This window comes from Paenibacillus sp. LHD-38 (assembly GCF_031157315.1).
In the GTDB taxonomy this organism is placed as follows: domain Bacteria; phylum Bacillota; class Bacilli; order Paenibacillales; family Paenibacillaceae; genus Pristimantibacillus.
The window spans coordinates 176,423-192,258 of record NZ_JAVIFU010000004.1 but is presented as its reverse complement, the minus strand read 5'-3'; the positions used below and the strand labels follow the sequence as shown (position 1 = coordinate 192,258).

The following is a 15,836-nucleotide window of genomic DNA, read 5'->3' as shown; positions in this document are numbered from 1 at the left end:
GCAGCCCTTCCGGTTATATCGATTACATCGATTACCCTTTGACTGCTCCGATCATCATCCCTTGTACAAAATACTTCTGCACGAAAGGATAGATGCAGATAATAGGCAGCGAGGTGAGTACCATCGCCGTCGATTTGACGCTTGCCGCGATTTGGCTGGCCTGGTCGGACGTAGCCCCGATCTCGGTCGGACTGACCGCGTTGTCGATAATTTGCTTCAAGTACAAGGCGACCGGCCACTTCTCCTTCGACTGCAAAAAGAGCGAAGGCCCAAACCAGTTATTCCACATGCCGACGATGACGAACAGCATAATCGTGACCAAAATCGGCTTCGACAGAGGAATGATAATTTTTGTAAAAATCCCGAACACGTCCAGACCGTCGACGCGTCCCGCTTCTTCCAATTCGTTCGGAATGCCGGCGAAGAACGTCTTCATTAGAATGACATTGAAGGCGCTGATCGCCCCCGGAATGACGATAGCCCAGATCGTATCCCGCATGCCGAGTGTCTTCGCGATCAGGATGTAGTTCGGAATGAGACCGCCGCCGAAATACATCGTAAACAGCACGAACGGGATAAAAAATTTATTGAGGCGCAGCCTCTCTTTTGAAAGCGGATAGGACATGACGGCCGTCGCGGTCACTGCGATGAGCGTGCCGACCACGGAATAAACAATCGTATTCCAGTAATAACGGAAAAAGTCAGGCTTGCTCAGAATGACCTCGTAGGTTTTGGTTGTAAATTCGACCGGAAAGAACGTCACCTTGCCGGCATAGATAGCAGCTTCCGAACTGAGGGACTGCGCCACGAGATAGACAAACGGGTATAAGGTGAATAAGACAACTAGAAGCATGAATAAACCGTTTACAACAGTGAATGCATTAAAGGAAGAGGTTCGATTCACTTCGTTTGGCTCCTTTCTACCATAAGCTGGATTTCGTTGTTCGCTTCGAAACTTCATTCGCGATCGTCACCAGAATCAGTCCGATGACGCCTTCGAACAAGCCTACCGCCGTCGCATAACTAAAGTTGCTGCCGGTGATACCCATCCGGTAGACGTAGGTGGAGATGACATCCGCACTTTCATAAGTCAGAGGATTGTACAAAAGCAGGATTTTCTCGAAATTCGAGCCCAAGATGCTGCCGATATCCAAGATCAGGAGCACCATGACCGTCGGCAAAATGCCAGGAATCGTGACATTCATCGCGAGCCTGAACCGATTCGCTCCATCGATTTTCGCCGCTTCATAAAGCGACGGATCGATGGCGGTCATCGCCGCCAAATAAAGAATCGTTCCCCAGCCGAGGCTTTGCCAGATGCCCGAAGTGACGTATATCGTCGGAAACCATTCCGGCAAGGAAATAAACGATATTTTACCGAGTCCCATCCAGGCCAATATATTGTTAATCGGTCCCGTCATAGAAACGATCTCCTTGATCATCCCCGCCACAATGACCATGGAAATAAAATGTGGAAGGTAAGAAACCGTTTGCACAAACTTCTTCCACTTGACTCGCCGCAATTCGTTCAGCAGCAGCGCGAACAGCAAGGTGATGGGAAATTTGACTACGAGATAGCTTACGCTTAAGGTCAGATCGTTGAAGAAGGCTCTCCAGAACGTAGGGTCCTTCATAAACATCTCGAAATACGAAAATCCGACCCATTCCGAACCGAAAAAGTTCGTTCCGCCTCTATACTTCCGGAAAGCGATGATGTTCCCGAGCATCGGCGTATACTTGAAGATGATGAAATAAATTACAGGAAGAATCAGGAACGAATACAGCTTCCATTCCTTTCTAACATGTTTCCACAGCGGACTTGTATCTACAGCCTTGTTGTCTTGCGCATGAGCTGCCATTCCGTCATCACTTCCTTAAGAAAAAATTTATCCTGGCCGGACTTGGGTGGCCTGACGTTCCATCGCTCCATCAATGTATCGGAGAAGCCCCCCGCACAGCAATGTTCAATAACGAAAATCATGTACACTTCCGAAGATATCGCGCTCAACAATTTGAATCCAATTGTTAATTTCACGAATCGTGCGTGAAGCGCTTACGATCTCCTAGCACTTCGGCAGTAAGTTCATGCAAGCGCGGAGCCCCTCTTCAGGTGTCGTCTTCGGGAAAAATTCCAAGCCTACGAATCCTTCGTATCCAAGCTCCTGAAGTTTGTTCATTAGAAAGGGATATGCAATCTCGCCCGTTCCGGGTTCATGGCGTCCCGGATGGTCGGCTGCATGAAAGTATCCGATCTCTAGGAAATGAGCTTCGATCGTTCGAGCCAAGTCTCCTTCGGTTACTTGCTGATGATAGATATCGTACAGTACCCGCACCATCGGGCTTCCGACACGCTCAACAATCTCGAATGCCTCGGACGATTCGCTCAAGAAATACCCCGGATGATTGATCTTCACGTTAAGCGGTTCCAATACAAGGTGCACATTCGCACGCTCCAGCATAGGGACACAGCGCTTCAGCCCTTCGATGGCGCTCTCCCGCTGCTTCTGTCGCGAAACGCCCTCCATTTGATTGCCCGACATGGCAATGAGGTGTCGGCAGCCCAGCCTTTTTGCCACCTGAATGCTTTCTTGAGCGCCCAGCACAAAATCGTTGCGAAGGTTCGGATCAAGCAACGATATTGGCTTCGAGCAGAACGAACCGACTTGAAGGCCAAGCTCGTACGCGACCCGCTCGATTGTTTCTATTTCTTTGTTCCACCATCCCCAAAACTCGAACGCCTGAAACCCCATCTCGTGTACCGTCCGAATCATCTGTTCAACGCTGTAACCGCTTCCGCGAAATACAGCTTCGATCGATGGCGAATATATCATGCTGCTCGCTCCCTCCGCCTTACGTCATGAACTCGGCTTCGACATTTTCAAGCACAGAACGATGTGCCGTCGCTCCAACAATGTATCGGAGAAGCCCTTCGCGCAGCAATGTTCAATAACGGAAATGATGTACGATAACAAATAAATCGCGATGAACAGCTTGAAACAAAGTGACCGTTTCCCGAATCGGGCGTTACGGAGCAAAAAAAAAGACCTCCGAGCGTTCGGAGGTCATCGATTGACATATCGTTCATATGCCGCTTGTTTAATTTCCAGGATCCGATCGATCCCGAGCCGTTTCAGCTGCTTCACCATATCCTCGTAAGCGTCAATGGCATCCATGCCCAGAATGATTCGAAGCTCCGCATCCTTAACGTACTCGCCGATCCCGTCCATCAGCGCGGACAACTCGCTGGCCTCTTCCGTCGTCGGCGTAATTGGCGGCAGCAAATAGTCTTCGTGCTTCGTCTTTCGCCATACCTCAACGGCCTGGTTCGTTTCTTCAAACTTCCACTCCAGCTGCGAGTCGCGCTGGATCATCGGGAAGTTCGTTTGGTGTGCGTACTGAAGCATCACCAGATCGCTGGATAATCCGCCTTTATTCGCCATGACCAGATCCGTGTATTCCGGTTGTCCGTTCTTCATTGTATACGTGACGCCTTCAATGCCGTACGCGTTCAGCAGGCTGCCTTCTTCCGAATAGCCGTAATCCAGCCACCGGACCGCCGCTTCCAGGTTTTTCGTCGTGGCCTTGATCGCCGCCGAGCTGGTCCCCGCATACGCGTTGTCGAGCTGCCCGAATTTCGGGATCTCTCCTTGTCTGAGCGTCGGATAGGGAGCGGCAACATAACGAGCGGCCGGGTCGCCCGAATGCGCCGCAAGATTATATTTCTCAATGTAGGAAAACCAGCCGACCGTCGCACCGCTTGTTCCGGAAGTCATCTTCTTGTCTACGGATTCCAAATCCAGAACGGCAAAGTCTTTATCGATCAACCCTTCCCGGTACCACTTGCTCATCGTCGCCAAATATTCCCGGTACTCCGGCTCCAAGTAACCGTATTTTACTTTCCCGTCTTCCACGTAGAAATTTCCCATGACGCCGAACGCCCCTGCGAAGCCTGCCGTCCGTTCGCCCATGAATAAGGTTCGGAGCGTTAACGGCGCCGTCGCCCCCTTCTTCTCCTTGAATGCCTTTAAGGTTGTATACCACTCGTCGATCGTCGTTGGGACAAGGAGTCCCAGCTCGTCAAGCCAATCCTTGCGGATGATCGGTCCGCCGTACACCTTGCCCTCCTCCGAACGAATGAACGGGAACGCATAATAGATGCCGCTGTCCGTCTTTACCATTTTATCGATCTCGGGGTTTTCTTCGAGCATCCGCTTGAAATTCGGCGCATACCGGTCGATGACATCGTTCAGAGGCAGAATATACCCCTGCTCGATCGCCTTCTCCGGCCCTCCCGGAAATTGAAGCCAGTTATTCATAAAGATGTCCGGCAGGTTTCCCGAGGCAAGGAGATATTTGAATTTATTATCCTGCATCGGAACGCCTCCGAGATGCCGAATCGCGATGCCGGTTCGTTTCTCGTATTCTTCGTCAATCGGTCCCGCATTCGGCGTCCCCATGTCGGGGAACTCCGTCATTAACGTCAGCTCCGGCGCACCCTGCATCGGATATTCGAACGGCCCTCCGGACGCTGCGGGACTGTGGCGTTCAGGGATAGCCGTCTCTGTCTGCCCATTCGTCGACAGGTTCTCTTCCGCGCTATTCCCCCCGAAGCATCCGGACGTGAATAAGGTAATGACGGCGATTGCCACCCAACCCTTCCTTAGAAAACCGAACTTTCGCGCTTCCATGTAAGCCGTCTCCTCTCAAAGCGACGTTCCGATTCTTGGCCCGTCATTGGATCGTCTTGAATTTACCGGGCGTGATGCCTTCGTATTTCTTGAATACGCGAATAAACGCATGACTGCTGGCGAATCCGACCCGGGTCGCCGTCTCCTCGATACCGGCCCCTTCCAGCAGCAGCGCCTTGGCGGCTTCTATGCGGGTCTGGCTAATATAGTCGTGCAGCCCCACCTGCCCCGTCTGTTCGCGGAACAAGCGGGATACGTACTGCGGAGTCAACCGGAAGCGGTCGCCGATCAGCGACACGCTTAAATCTTTGTCGCTGTAGTTCTCCTGCACGAACGCCATCACTTTCTCCCCGATACCGGCACTCGTCTGAACGTTCTGCTTGCTGCGGAGCACGCCGCATACCCGATCGAAAATGACGAGAAGCTCTTGTTGGAATTCCAGCTTCGTGGAGCATGACAGCAGTCTCTTGAGCGGACGCCATTCATCCCATGCGATGCCGGCCTGCTCCTGATCGGGAATCGTCTTGATCAGTGTCGTCGCTACGTCAAGCAGGACGCACTTTGCGATTTCATGCGACATATCCCGCTGGAACGCTTGCTGGATGACGTTGTCGATCATGTCCTTCGCTTTCTCGAACTCGTCGGCCTTCAGGAAATTGATCAGAATCATCTGGTCGTTAACGGTGAAGAAATAACTGCCCTCGTTCGGTTTGATGTCCCCGTACCAGATTAGCATGCCTTCCCCAAGCACCATCCTATATTCTTGGGCTTCCAAGGCTTGAAGGAATGCTTGATGAATGCCGTCCAAGCCGGTTTGCAGCTCACTTCCCACCGTCGTGAAGCGAAGCTTGTATCTAGCCGTGATGAAATCGTAAGCTTGAGCTAATTTGTCCTCTATATCGTCCTTCCAATGCTCCGCGCGATCCGGATCGACATTCACGACCGCCGCCAGCATCCCGTCCATATCCGTAAAATGAATCGTTAAGCGGTCGACAATTGAATCCGCTACGATATTGGACACAATAAACTGCGACAAGGCCAGATCCTTTGTTCCTCCCTCGTCGTTGTCGATGTAAAACAACAGCACAGCGAAACGATCGCTTGTCCAAGTCAAATTGTGAGTCTTCGCCAGCTCCGTTAACGGGATGTTCCGATCCGCCTGACCCTTCAACAGCCTTCCCAGGTAATAATCCTGCAACACCCGAAGCTGCTGAACATGTTTATTGTTCATGTCATCCCGTTCACGAATGGTCTCGAGCACACTTCTCCGGATGAACGTATATTCATCCAAGTCTGTTCCTTTTCCCTGCAGCGGACTCCGGGAAAAGACGCTGACCAACTGCTTGACCGGATCGTAGTTTTTACGGGCAAAATAATAAATAACCGCGCCGCCGATCGCAAAGCAAAGCAGCAGCCCGAATAGGTTCATCGTCCGAATGGCCCCGGCACGCTCCCAAAAGACGTCGGTCGGAAACACGCTGATGTACTTCCACCCCGTCGTATCGGACGATTCGATCGTAATCATCGACTCGATGCCTTGGAACGTGCCGGTAAAGGTGCCCGTCCCGCGGTTGTTCCATTCCTGGTACGACGAAGTCTCAATCGTCGTTTCTTTGGCGTTCTGAAACAGAATTTGGTCATTCGAATCCATAATGAACACTTGGCCTTGCTCCACCCAATCAATGGTTTCGAGCATAGTCCTCATCTTCTCGACATTGAGCGGCATGATAAGCGTGCCCTCCGGATCGGCAGCCGATTTCATCGGCAGCGACCGAATGTAGGAGGGCGTATTTTCGATCCTCCCTTGGTTCTCGACCGGAAGCAGCACATACTCCCCCGACTGAAACCGGTTTATCAACTTAAGCCAGTCCTCATAAGTGAAATTTTGCGTCTGATGCTTAATCTCGTAAAAGATCCTTTCCTTAAGATAGGTTTCATTCGAGAGTACCGACTGCAGTGGCTTCGAATAAAGGTATATTTCCTTAATAAAATCGTTCGTGGATAACAATTTATTCAGTTCTTGTTTCATTCCGTAAATATTGTAAGCGCTCTCTTCTGAAGGCGCAGTCAGCAATCTCCGGACATCCGGATGAATGGCTAGCTGCGCGGCCAGGCTCTCCGTCTGAAGCAGCTCCCCGTCCACGATATATCTCACTTGCTGCAGCATGGCGCTGCTCGCCCGTTCGATCTCGTATTTCACGATTCCCCTGGTCTGGCCATAAATGATTACACTAAGAATAACGGGTATGCATAAGATCACGGCGTACGACACGATCCACCGAAACGCCACACTTCGTGTGAAGTTTCCCCTTCCCCAATTCAATTCGAATCCCCCTACATCGTTTTTCTTTTTGTACATTTTCTATCATAACACGAACCAGATGGGGGCTTCATATGTACAATTTGAACCTCAATGTACAGTTTGTGCACTCTATGACGATTCTTAACGGATCTCGATCAGAATTACAGTCATAAAGAATGGAATATAAGCTTGATGCTTGAGCCCAATTTATAGGGATAAGTGCCCTTTTATCGATTTAGGCATATTGTAAAGTATGATAAAAAGGAGGCACACCATGATACCTAATCGGCCATTTGTGCAACAAACGGCAACGGCTGCCATGCCGGAGTATTACCAGCAAAATCTCACGAGTCCTAATCAGGCTGAAATAAATAAACCGGCCAAGAGCGAAAATGCTCCGAAAACCCATTGCCATTGCTGCGTGGATCTGAGTCACATGGAAGATTTCCATTACATGGACGACTTCCACCATATGCACGACCATCATCATATGCACGATTATCATCACATGCATGACTTCCACCACATGCACGATTATCATCACATGCATGACTTCCACCCGATGGATCATTACCATCCCATGCATGACTTCCATCCTGCAATGCAAGGGTCATGGGATCCCCATATGCATGGTGATCACCATCATCCCCATGAAGGATGGGAATTTACATCGATCGATTATCATCATGAATCGTTTCATCCCTATGTTCATCCGCATCATATGCATCACATGCATTATATGCATCATCCTATTTGCTACCCTGTCGTCTGTTACCCGGCTGACAAAGACCAAAAAGGCCAGCCAAGATAAGCGGGCAGCTCTCCCATTAACAATACGCAGAAACCAAAACGGACAGATGGAATGTCATCGACATTCCATCTGTCCGTTTTGACTTGACCGCTAATGCGCCAAGCTCCCCTCAAGCCGAGAGCGGCTCCGGCAGTGACCGACTGGAATTTGAATCAGGCTCGTTAGTCCGCGGGAAACCATGCCATAGAGTTCATCGCTTACGTTTGCATCGAAACCGAGCAGCGGACGTCCTCCCAAACGGGAAGCGGTTGCCGCAAGCAGTAACCGGTGGACAAGCATCCCTGCCTCCATTTGCTGGATCCGGTAGCCGCGGTAACCGAGCTTCGCATGGTGGTAATTCAAATCGCCAGCAATATGGAAGCAGAGCGGCACTTGATGCAAATTTACGTTGTCCAGCGACATCCCGTACTGAAGCCAGCCCCTATGGTCTCCCTCACGAAGCAGCTGCAAGGCATGCGCCGAGCCATCATAACGATAAGCGCCATTCGCGATGCCTTCAACCCCGTAAAAGGAGCCATACAAGGCTATGCGGGACGCTGGACCATTCTGATTACCGTCCAAATCGTTTCGATATTTAAAGGATAATAGAGCCTCATTCAATAAAGCAGCGAGATTAGATTGGCTAACCTGCAGCAAAATGAATTCATTTTCCGGCGAGTATCTCTCTTGAAGCACCGACGCCAAATCATAAGACAGCCTATTTACACTCGGCAGCTTATACGCAGCGCTATTATCAGTGTCCTGCTTTTCTATTCCGATAGGATGAAATGAATCGGAACTATCCAGCATTGAAGCTTCGTTCAGCTTCAAGAGCATCGGAAATTCCAACACTCTCCGTGAGCGCATATAGTGCTCATGCTGCAGCACCGCAAGCTCCTCGCACAAATCGGCCGCCGCAACGGCATCTTCCTTCTTCTCGTTGGAAAACCAATTAATCCCCGGTTCATTCGAAAGCGGAATGACCGCATAGGCGCTTTCTTCATGCTCGGATAACCCAAGCAGGCGATTAATGGCACGATCGAGAAATTGGAAGCACACGCCCGCCTCAAAGCCGAACCTTTTTGCCGTTTCCAGCAGCTGCCCCATTAATAGACCGGCGTCCATCCCCTGCAGGCGATAACAAAAATAATTATATTTAAAGTAATTTTTCCAAAACATCGTCGACACGAAAGCAACGCCGAAAGCTGCGGATAGGTCGCATCGGTTCCCCAGCGCCTTGCTCAAGTAATCGTCAAATAAGCCTTCGCGGAGTAAAATCAATCGATGATGCGCCACATCATAATGGTAAACGCCATAAGGCAGCTCCTCCAGCTTCAAATACAAATAAAGCTCGCTTGGATACAGCCCGCCGCCTGATGGCACAAAGCGTCTGCAAAGCTGTAGCGAGCTTCCCCAATCGTCTCCCGCATCCGGGCCGTAAACGGATTGGCTAAGCTGCGTAAGGCCGAACGTATACCATAGAAAATGGCCAAGCTCCCGAAGCTTCGGCTTCGCCATTTCACGCTCTCCTACCAGCGTGAGCGGAACCTCGGAGCAGAGCGGAAAAGACGGCAAGCCCCGGTAAAGCTTATACGGGAGCGGCGCGTCTTCCCAATCGGTCTCCCAATCTTTTGATTTCACCTTATCCGGGTCGAATTGCAATTGGTGCAGAAATGCCTTCAGACTCATCCCTTCTCCTCCCAAAAGGCTTGCATAGGGAAACGCCGCATTGAATCGTCCAATCATGCTTATGGGAACGGATGCGGGTAAGCATTAAGCTGATCTGGCGAGAGCGGCTTCTTCGCATATCCAAGCTCCGCAGGAACCCGCAGTACTCGCTCCAAGCCTGTCAACCGAACCAGATGTTGTCCGAACGTCATGGGCAGCATGCCCGGAATCAGCACCTTCACGCAATGTAGTCCGTTGCGCAGCGTCTCAGGCGTGGTCTGGTCCACTACGATCACATCCAGGCTTAACTCGCGTAACGCGTGAAGGACGTCTTTTAAATCATCGGTTAAATCCGCATGCTTGGCCTTTGGCTTAAACGCCTCCTCGAAATTGCGGCAAGGACGGCCGTTTTGGAGCAAAAAGTGCAGCCGTTCCTCCGACTGCTTCAAGCTGTACAGCATGGAATGATCATCCATCTGCCGGACGAGAAACGGATCATGCAGCATTTGCTCGTACTGCTCCCGATTCTCCTCCAATTTCTCGTTCAACGACAGCATCATGCCCGATAGCTCGTGGATTGCGCCTTTGGCAGCGCGTACCGGATCCGGATGGGCACCTGCCGCGCAAATCAGATTAACGCCCTTATCCGCCCTGTTTTTGGCGATCGCCCAAACGCTTGGAATGCCATGCTCCATCGTAGAGTTGTATAAATAAACGTCATACATGGCAACCTCGCGCAAACGCTCAATCATTAGGTTCAATTCGAGATCGCCGGCCGAATAAGGGTCCAAGGGTGAAAGCTCCAGCTGCGCATACCAGGTCATAAGGAACGAATCGCGTTCTACCACTTCCATAATGCCGTAAAATATAGCTTCCTCCAGACTGCCTCCTAATGCACAGCCGTTCGAAGTTTCGTAAACGAACCCGTGTCCGCAGCCTGAGCTATAATAGGCGAGCAGCTCAGGCACAAGAATCGGCCGCTCCTGTAAAAACGAGTACCCCCACACCCAATCGATTGGCCTGGCGGGATCAAACGGGCGGAAAGGGAAGTCGGGCCGCTCATACATCTCCTTCTCATGTACGCCAACCAGAACGGGATTTAGCGCCTGGTCCTTCAAATTGCGATAGCTGTCATGGACTGCCGTTTGCTTCCCGCGCGGCGACATGCCGCAATATCTTTCCAACCCTTCCAAAATGGCGGTCATCACGCTGTCCGCATAGGAGTGCGTACGCCCAGCGCAGCCCTCATCTCCCGAGAACAAAGGCAAATTTATGCTCGCATCGGCGAATGGGGACAAGAGGTCGATCATTCTCCCGTTCAAAAATCCTGTCCGAGCGTCCAGATAATCATCTGCGAGTAGTCCTTTCAGTTCCGTCATCGAACGGCTGCGGTAGCTGTTTTCGCTCACTTTTGGGCTTGGCTGCAAAAGGATCCGCGATGCTTCCGCAGAATCTTTAGTGACTTGCCCGCAAATTGGACAAAGCGGGTCAGGCAAGAAGAAATGGAGCGAGCTGTTCAGCGTTTGCAGATGGATTAACATTAACCGATTTTCCGTTTGCGCAGCGAATCCTGCAAGCACTCTTCGAACCTCGGCTGCAATAACGTGAGCCATGTGCAAAAGCCCATTAGACGATGACCAGATATCGGGCAAAGTCCCTCCGTGCATGTAGTGCTGCTCCTGGATTTCCCACATTTCCTTGCGGTCATTTCCCGCCATTAAGCGCCGGAGATCGGCGCAGCCGGAGCATCCCGCCGTCCCCGGAACGACCAACGGCCCGATTACGCCCTCCCCGAATGAAACAAATCCGCGCAGCCAAGACACTCCGGAGCGTTGAAACACCTCTTCCGCGAGCTGATGGTCTGAAGGGTTATAACCGTCATGTAAAACAAGTGCAAGCTCAGTGGTCTCCGGCACTTCGGTTGAAAAATCCTTTTGCCTTACCAGCTGATGGTCTTCGGCTAATTCGCCGCATACGAAATCTGCGAGCTGACCCTCCCCTATAACGGCCAAAATTGCACTCACGTTTCATCCTCCTCCCGAAGCAGCACGCCGAACGCGCCAGCCAGCTCTTCTTTCAAAAATGCCTCGGCAGTAAAATCAAACACAATTAGTCGCTTGCGGCTGCGTTTTAATCGATCAAGAGCGGATTGCAAAGTCTCGCGATGTTTGATTGGTTCACTTGACGGAATGGCTACGTTCTGCGCAGACCCTTTTGTCACATTTACAGAAGACCTGCTGATCGCATTCGCCGTCGCGCATGCAGCACCATTTTGGACTTCTAGCAAAGCATGCTGCAATGCGCCACGCAGCGCCTTCGTTTTGTTAAAGCCGACCGCGCCATACCAGCAGCCGTTTGCGCGAACCCATGCGACCGGGAATCCGAATGTTTCCTCGCCGAAACCGATCGCCGGCTCACCCTGCATGGTCGTTAGCGCACTCAAATAAAAGCGGCTGCGCTCATCATCATTTTGGACAAGCTGTGCTAAACGGACCGATGGCTCTTGTGCTTCAAGCTTCCGTACAAGAGCTGCCGTCAAGCATTTTTGCAATCCGCGGCAAATGCTTTCCGCGATCGACTCCCCCGCTCCAACGCCCACGAATTCGCTATGGAGAGCGGTGTCAGAGCCTTCTTTCCCCTCTTTCGCTGGACGTATAAGCCGATAGCCCATTCTCGACACATAGGCTTCAATGCCGGCAAGCCCAGCTTCTCTACGCGCTTCTTCATGATTGATGCCATTGCAGATGATTTCCGGCAGCAAGTCGGCAGGTCCATCCGTCAGCGGGTCAGCCGGCTGCACACGGCACTGGGACAGCGGAAGCTGCCGCAATTCCCCTTCCTCCCATACGTGAAAAATACCGGTTTCGCTTGATGTTAATCGGCTGAAATTTTCAATTAATAATGATTGGGCCTTTTCTTCCGGCTCTCTTTCTAGCAGTAATTCCAATTGTTCAATTCGGCTGATCGAAGGATGACCGCTCGCAAGCGGGTGGGGGAGAATCGGATGCCAATTCCCTTCCAGCGTCTCCAAATCAAGCAGGAACAGTTTATTTTTTAGCGCTGATGACGCAACTTCGGTTGCCGTTTTGAGCCATTCGAAGACGATGACATTCGCAAGCATCGCTTCTGCCGTGGCAGAGACAACGTGATGCCGCGGATCTTTGTCAATCGCCTGGCGATGGAGCCTGCGCCTTGCGGATTCCCAGCCTCCCTCCGAATCCGGGTGGATGAGAGGCCCTGCAATTCCCGCTTGCTTCAGCATCATCGCCGGTAGCAGCACCTTATTCTCTTCCTTGCAAATCTGTTGCAGCACCCGCAGCTCCGGCTCGCCGCCTTCATCCGATACGAACAATACCGCATCAAACGGCTGCACAGCCGTTCGCCAATCCACGTTTCCGTTTGGCGGAAAAGCAATCTCATCCACCTTAACCTCTTGGTCCAATCTGCGGGCATGCTCTGCCAGCTCCAAAATCCGCTTGCGATTCGTCGTTTCCGGATTCGTAATCCGCATTTGAATGCGAGGCAAACCGGACTCCAATAAACATTTCACTAGCGAAACAAAAAAAGAGCCAGATCCGATGGCCAGTACGGTTGACTGTCGATAGAGCTGAAACCGGTATGCTCCCGAGCCTTCAAAGCTGTCCAAAAATTCGATCTGAGATGCATATTTCTTCAGTACGCTTTCTTGCAGCTGATGCGGCAGGTCCCTGCTTACATCCCTGACATAACCATTCGCATGCAGCACTTCCGCGATTTCATAGACATGCCTTTGGTATTGGTCCGGCAACCCATCCGTCAATTCATGCATCGAATGCTCACCGTTAAATACCGGCATTAGTTTTTCAATCCATTGACCGATGGTGCTGCCTTCCATACGAAACGATCCGATATTGTTCCGAAAATAGACGCTGCCGTCAGAGCTCGGGAGAAAAAAAGTGTCCCCCCTTACTTTAAGCCGCATAGAAGGATCCAAATGCCATTCCTCCTTATCGTGAATTCACACAAAACGTTGTAACTATTTAAAGGTATGTATAGCTATTTGTCCGTCATGCCAATTCTTATTGCAGAAAAAAAGCCCCTGTCAGCTGAATCGCTTACAGGGGCGCTTAGGATAGACTATTCGCTTGATTATTTATGCTGCATTAGCGGCAGCGCGCACAGCCCGCACATTGAGCGCAGCGAGCGCAGCCTCCGCAGCGCGCACACCCTCCGCACCTGAAGCAGTTGCCGCACCTGAAGCAGTTGCCGCACCCGGCACAGCCTCCGCAGGAACAAAAACCGATACAAAATCCGATGCAAAATCCGATGCAAAGCCGTGCATTGTTAGGATCAACTTGGCCTTGACCGGCGTTTGGCGTCATTCCGCTTGATTTGTAAGGGTCAATATTCAAATTTTGAAGATCGTTTTTAAACTCATCCATCGCTGTAGCCTCCGTTATGTGCTCATGATTTTTTCAACGGCTTTGTCTTTATCGGATATTTACTATTAGAGCGTCAGGAACTGGCCTATGCCGTTGATCGTTCATGACATATACGTATGAAATTACCTCCGCTAGTGTTACTGCTGCATCCGCCTATAAGCAAAATTACTACGTCTATAAGAATACAGACAAAGAGGCTGCCTCCAAGGTCATACCTTGAAGACAGCCTCTCTCCACGCTTCATTACTTTACATATTGAGCTACTATTACAGTTCTCCAGACTTTCTATACTCACACAAGCGTAAACGGCTGACGCCGTCCTTGCGGCAAAAGCTCGTTTCGCGATGAAATATAAGCATAGTATAACGTTAAAATTTATACTTTCTTATATTTTAAAAAGAGGTTATCCTTCCGGTCATACTAGACCTTCTGGGTACAACCTCATTTGTTTGATTCACGCAGTTAATTAAGATTGGATTTCGTTTACAATTTGACGGAGGCCCTCTTCGATCGGAGTGGCCGGACGCCCTAGCAGCGTTTGAAAATCATTGCTCTCGACTTCCAATGCTCCCTCTCGAATCGCGCTCTGAATGCCAACCAGAATCGGAATAACCGGTTCAGGTACGCCAGCACTGCTCATGATGCTGGCATAAGTGGCGTCATCCACTTGTTGAACGGGAACTTCCCGGCCTAAGACGCCTGAAAGTATCGAAGCCAACTCTTCTTGTGTAGCAGGCTTGCCGGACAGCTCATAAACGGAATTCTCGTGGCCTTCGCCAGCCAGAACCGCTGCAGCTGCCTGTGCATAATCGCGACGGGTCGCCCAACCTACCTTGCCTGATCCAGCCGAAGTCAACCAAGGCGCTCCTCCGAGGACAGCTTGAATGCTGCTGATCTCGTTCTCCAGGTACCAGTTGTTGCGCAGGAACGAATAAGGAATCCCCGTGTTTTTAATGGCTTCCTCAGTGGCACGATGCACCGGCGCGAGAAAAATCGGGTTCTCGCTTGCATTTCCTAAGCTGGTATAAGCAATGAAACCGACATTAGCGCGCTGAGCTGCTGTTATGGCAGCGGTATGCTGGCGAATCCGCGTTTCGTTGTCGCCGTCCGTGGACACGATCAAGAGGCGGTCAATACCTGCGAACGCTTTGTCTAGCGTTTCCGGTTGGTCAAAATCCCCATGCCGCACGTCCACGCCGCGGGCACGAAGGCTTTCCGCTTTCTCCGGGTTGCGAACGCTGACGGCCAGATTGTCGGCCGGAACGGTTTCCAATAACGTCTCTATTACAATCGATCCCAATTTCCCTGTTACACCTGTCACCAAAATTTTCATCATAATTCCTCCATTTTCAGTAATCTATTATTCATCCATCGTTATAATGACTTTGGTTACAACGATGGTATAAAAAAAGCTCTATGAGCTTTTTATTACACAAAATGATCTGCCAATTGACTTAAGTTCACTTGAGCCAGCCTTTGTTCCATCGCGGCTTGGGCTTCCTTCATTTCCGTGCGAAGAGCTGCTTCAATGTTCCGGCCAACCGGACACTTGTGATTCGGTTCATCGTGAAAATTAAACAGTTGACCATCCTCGATGACTTCCACTGCGCGGTAAATGTCCAGAAGCGTGATCTGATCCCTATCCTTCAGCAACGAAGCGCCCCCCACTCCGGGACGAACGTCCACCAAACCCGCTTTCTTGAGCATCCCCATAATTCTGCGGATGATTACGGGATTCGTATTCACGCTGCCTGCAATGTAATCGCCGGTACAATCTTTGGAGCTGCTAACGGCGATTAAAGAAAGGATGTGGACAGCAATGGAAAATCTGCTACTAATCTGCTTCACTTAGCATCACCACCGTTGTAACCATTGTAGTTACTACTTGATTGAATGTCAACCCGTAACCCGGGGGGGGCGGGGAAGTTAATGCCTTAAGAAAATAAAGGTTTAAACTGATTTGAGTG

Annotated in this window: 12 protein-coding genes; 1 reads left to right on the top strand and 11 read right to left on the bottom strand. The window is 50.8% G+C overall.

Annotation, left to right across the window (positions count from 1 at the left end; all coding sequences use genetic code 11):
- Positions 1-31: 31 nt before the first annotated feature.
- The 5 genes from RCO25_RS05455 to RCO25_RS05435 form a co-directional block, all read right to left on the bottom strand.
- Positions 32-904 (bottom strand): carbohydrate ABC transporter permease, encoded by an 873-nt coding sequence (locus RCO25_RS05455; protein ID WP_308995115.1) that lies wholly within the window; start codon positions 902-904, stop codon positions 32-34.
- 16 nt (positions 905-920) lie between these two features.
- Positions 921-1,859, bottom strand: coding sequence for an ABC transporter permease (locus RCO25_RS05450; protein ID WP_308995114.1), 939 nt, complete (start codon positions 1,857-1,859; stop codon positions 921-923).
- A 204-nt stretch (positions 1,860-2,063) separates the two neighbouring features.
- The gene (locus RCO25_RS05445) at positions 2,064-2,831 is read right to left on the bottom strand and encodes a hydroxypyruvate isomerase family protein (RefSeq protein WP_308995113.1); all 768 of its coding nucleotides are present in this window, start codon (positions 2,829-2,831) and stop codon (positions 2,064-2,066) included.
- Between the two features lie 231 nt (positions 2,832-3,062).
- Positions 3,063-4,688: an extracellular solute-binding protein gene (locus RCO25_RS05440; protein ID WP_308995112.1), complete on the bottom strand. Its 1,626-nt coding sequence runs from the start codon at positions 4,686-4,688 to the stop codon at positions 3,063-3,065.
- Positions 4,689-4,731: 43 nt separating this feature from the next.
- Positions 4,732-7,011: an AraC family transcriptional regulator gene (locus tag RCO25_RS05435; RefSeq protein ID WP_308995111.1), complete on the bottom strand. Its 2,280-nt coding sequence runs from the start codon at positions 7,009-7,011 to the stop codon at positions 4,732-4,734.
- A gap of 253 nt (positions 7,012-7,264) precedes the next feature.
- On the opposite strand from RCO25_RS05435, the gene RCO25_RS05430 reads away from it, so the two are divergent.
- Complete coding sequence (locus RCO25_RS05430) at positions 7,265-7,801, top strand: hypothetical protein (protein ID WP_308995110.1); 537 nt, start codon at positions 7,265-7,267, stop codon at positions 7,799-7,801.
- Between the two features lie 90 nt (positions 7,802-7,891).
- Here RCO25_RS05430 and RCO25_RS05425 read toward each other — a convergent pair whose 3' ends face one another.
- From RCO25_RS05425 to RCO25_RS05400, 6 genes are all read right to left on the bottom strand, one after another.
- Positions 7,892-9,469, bottom strand: coding sequence for a SagB family peptide dehydrogenase (locus tag RCO25_RS05425; protein WP_308995109.1), 1,578 nt, complete (start codon positions 9,467-9,469; stop codon positions 7,892-7,894).
- Positions 9,470-9,528: 59 nt separating this feature from the next.
- Positions 9,529-11,472 carry a TOMM precursor leader peptide-binding protein gene (locus tag RCO25_RS05420; protein WP_308995108.1) on the bottom strand — a complete coding sequence of 648 codons (1,944 nt, stop codon included), beginning with the start codon at positions 11,470-11,472 and terminating at the stop codon, positions 9,529-9,531.
- Positions 11,469-13,421, bottom strand: a complete 1,953-nt coding sequence (locus tag RCO25_RS05415) for a putative thiazole-containing bacteriocin maturation protein (RefSeq protein WP_308995107.1) — start codon at positions 13,419-13,421, stop codon at positions 11,469-11,471. The genes RCO25_RS05420 and RCO25_RS05415 overlap by 4 nt, the downstream gene beginning before the upstream one ends.
- Before the next feature lie 169 nt (positions 13,422-13,590).
- Complete coding sequence (locus RCO25_RS05410) at positions 13,591-13,809, bottom strand: hypothetical protein (RefSeq protein ID WP_308995165.1); 219 nt, start codon at positions 13,807-13,809, stop codon at positions 13,591-13,593.
- Between the two features lie 526 nt (positions 13,810-14,335).
- Complete coding sequence (locus tag RCO25_RS05405; RefSeq protein WP_308995164.1) at positions 14,336-15,202, bottom strand: SDR family oxidoreductase; 867 nt, start codon at positions 15,200-15,202, stop codon at positions 14,336-14,338.
- Positions 15,203-15,297: 95 nt separating this feature from the next.
- Entirely contained in the window at positions 15,298-15,717 is a 420-nt protein-coding gene (locus RCO25_RS05400; RefSeq protein WP_308995106.1) for an Rrf2 family transcriptional regulator, read from the bottom strand.
- Between the last annotated feature and the right edge of the window lie 119 nt (positions 15,718-15,836).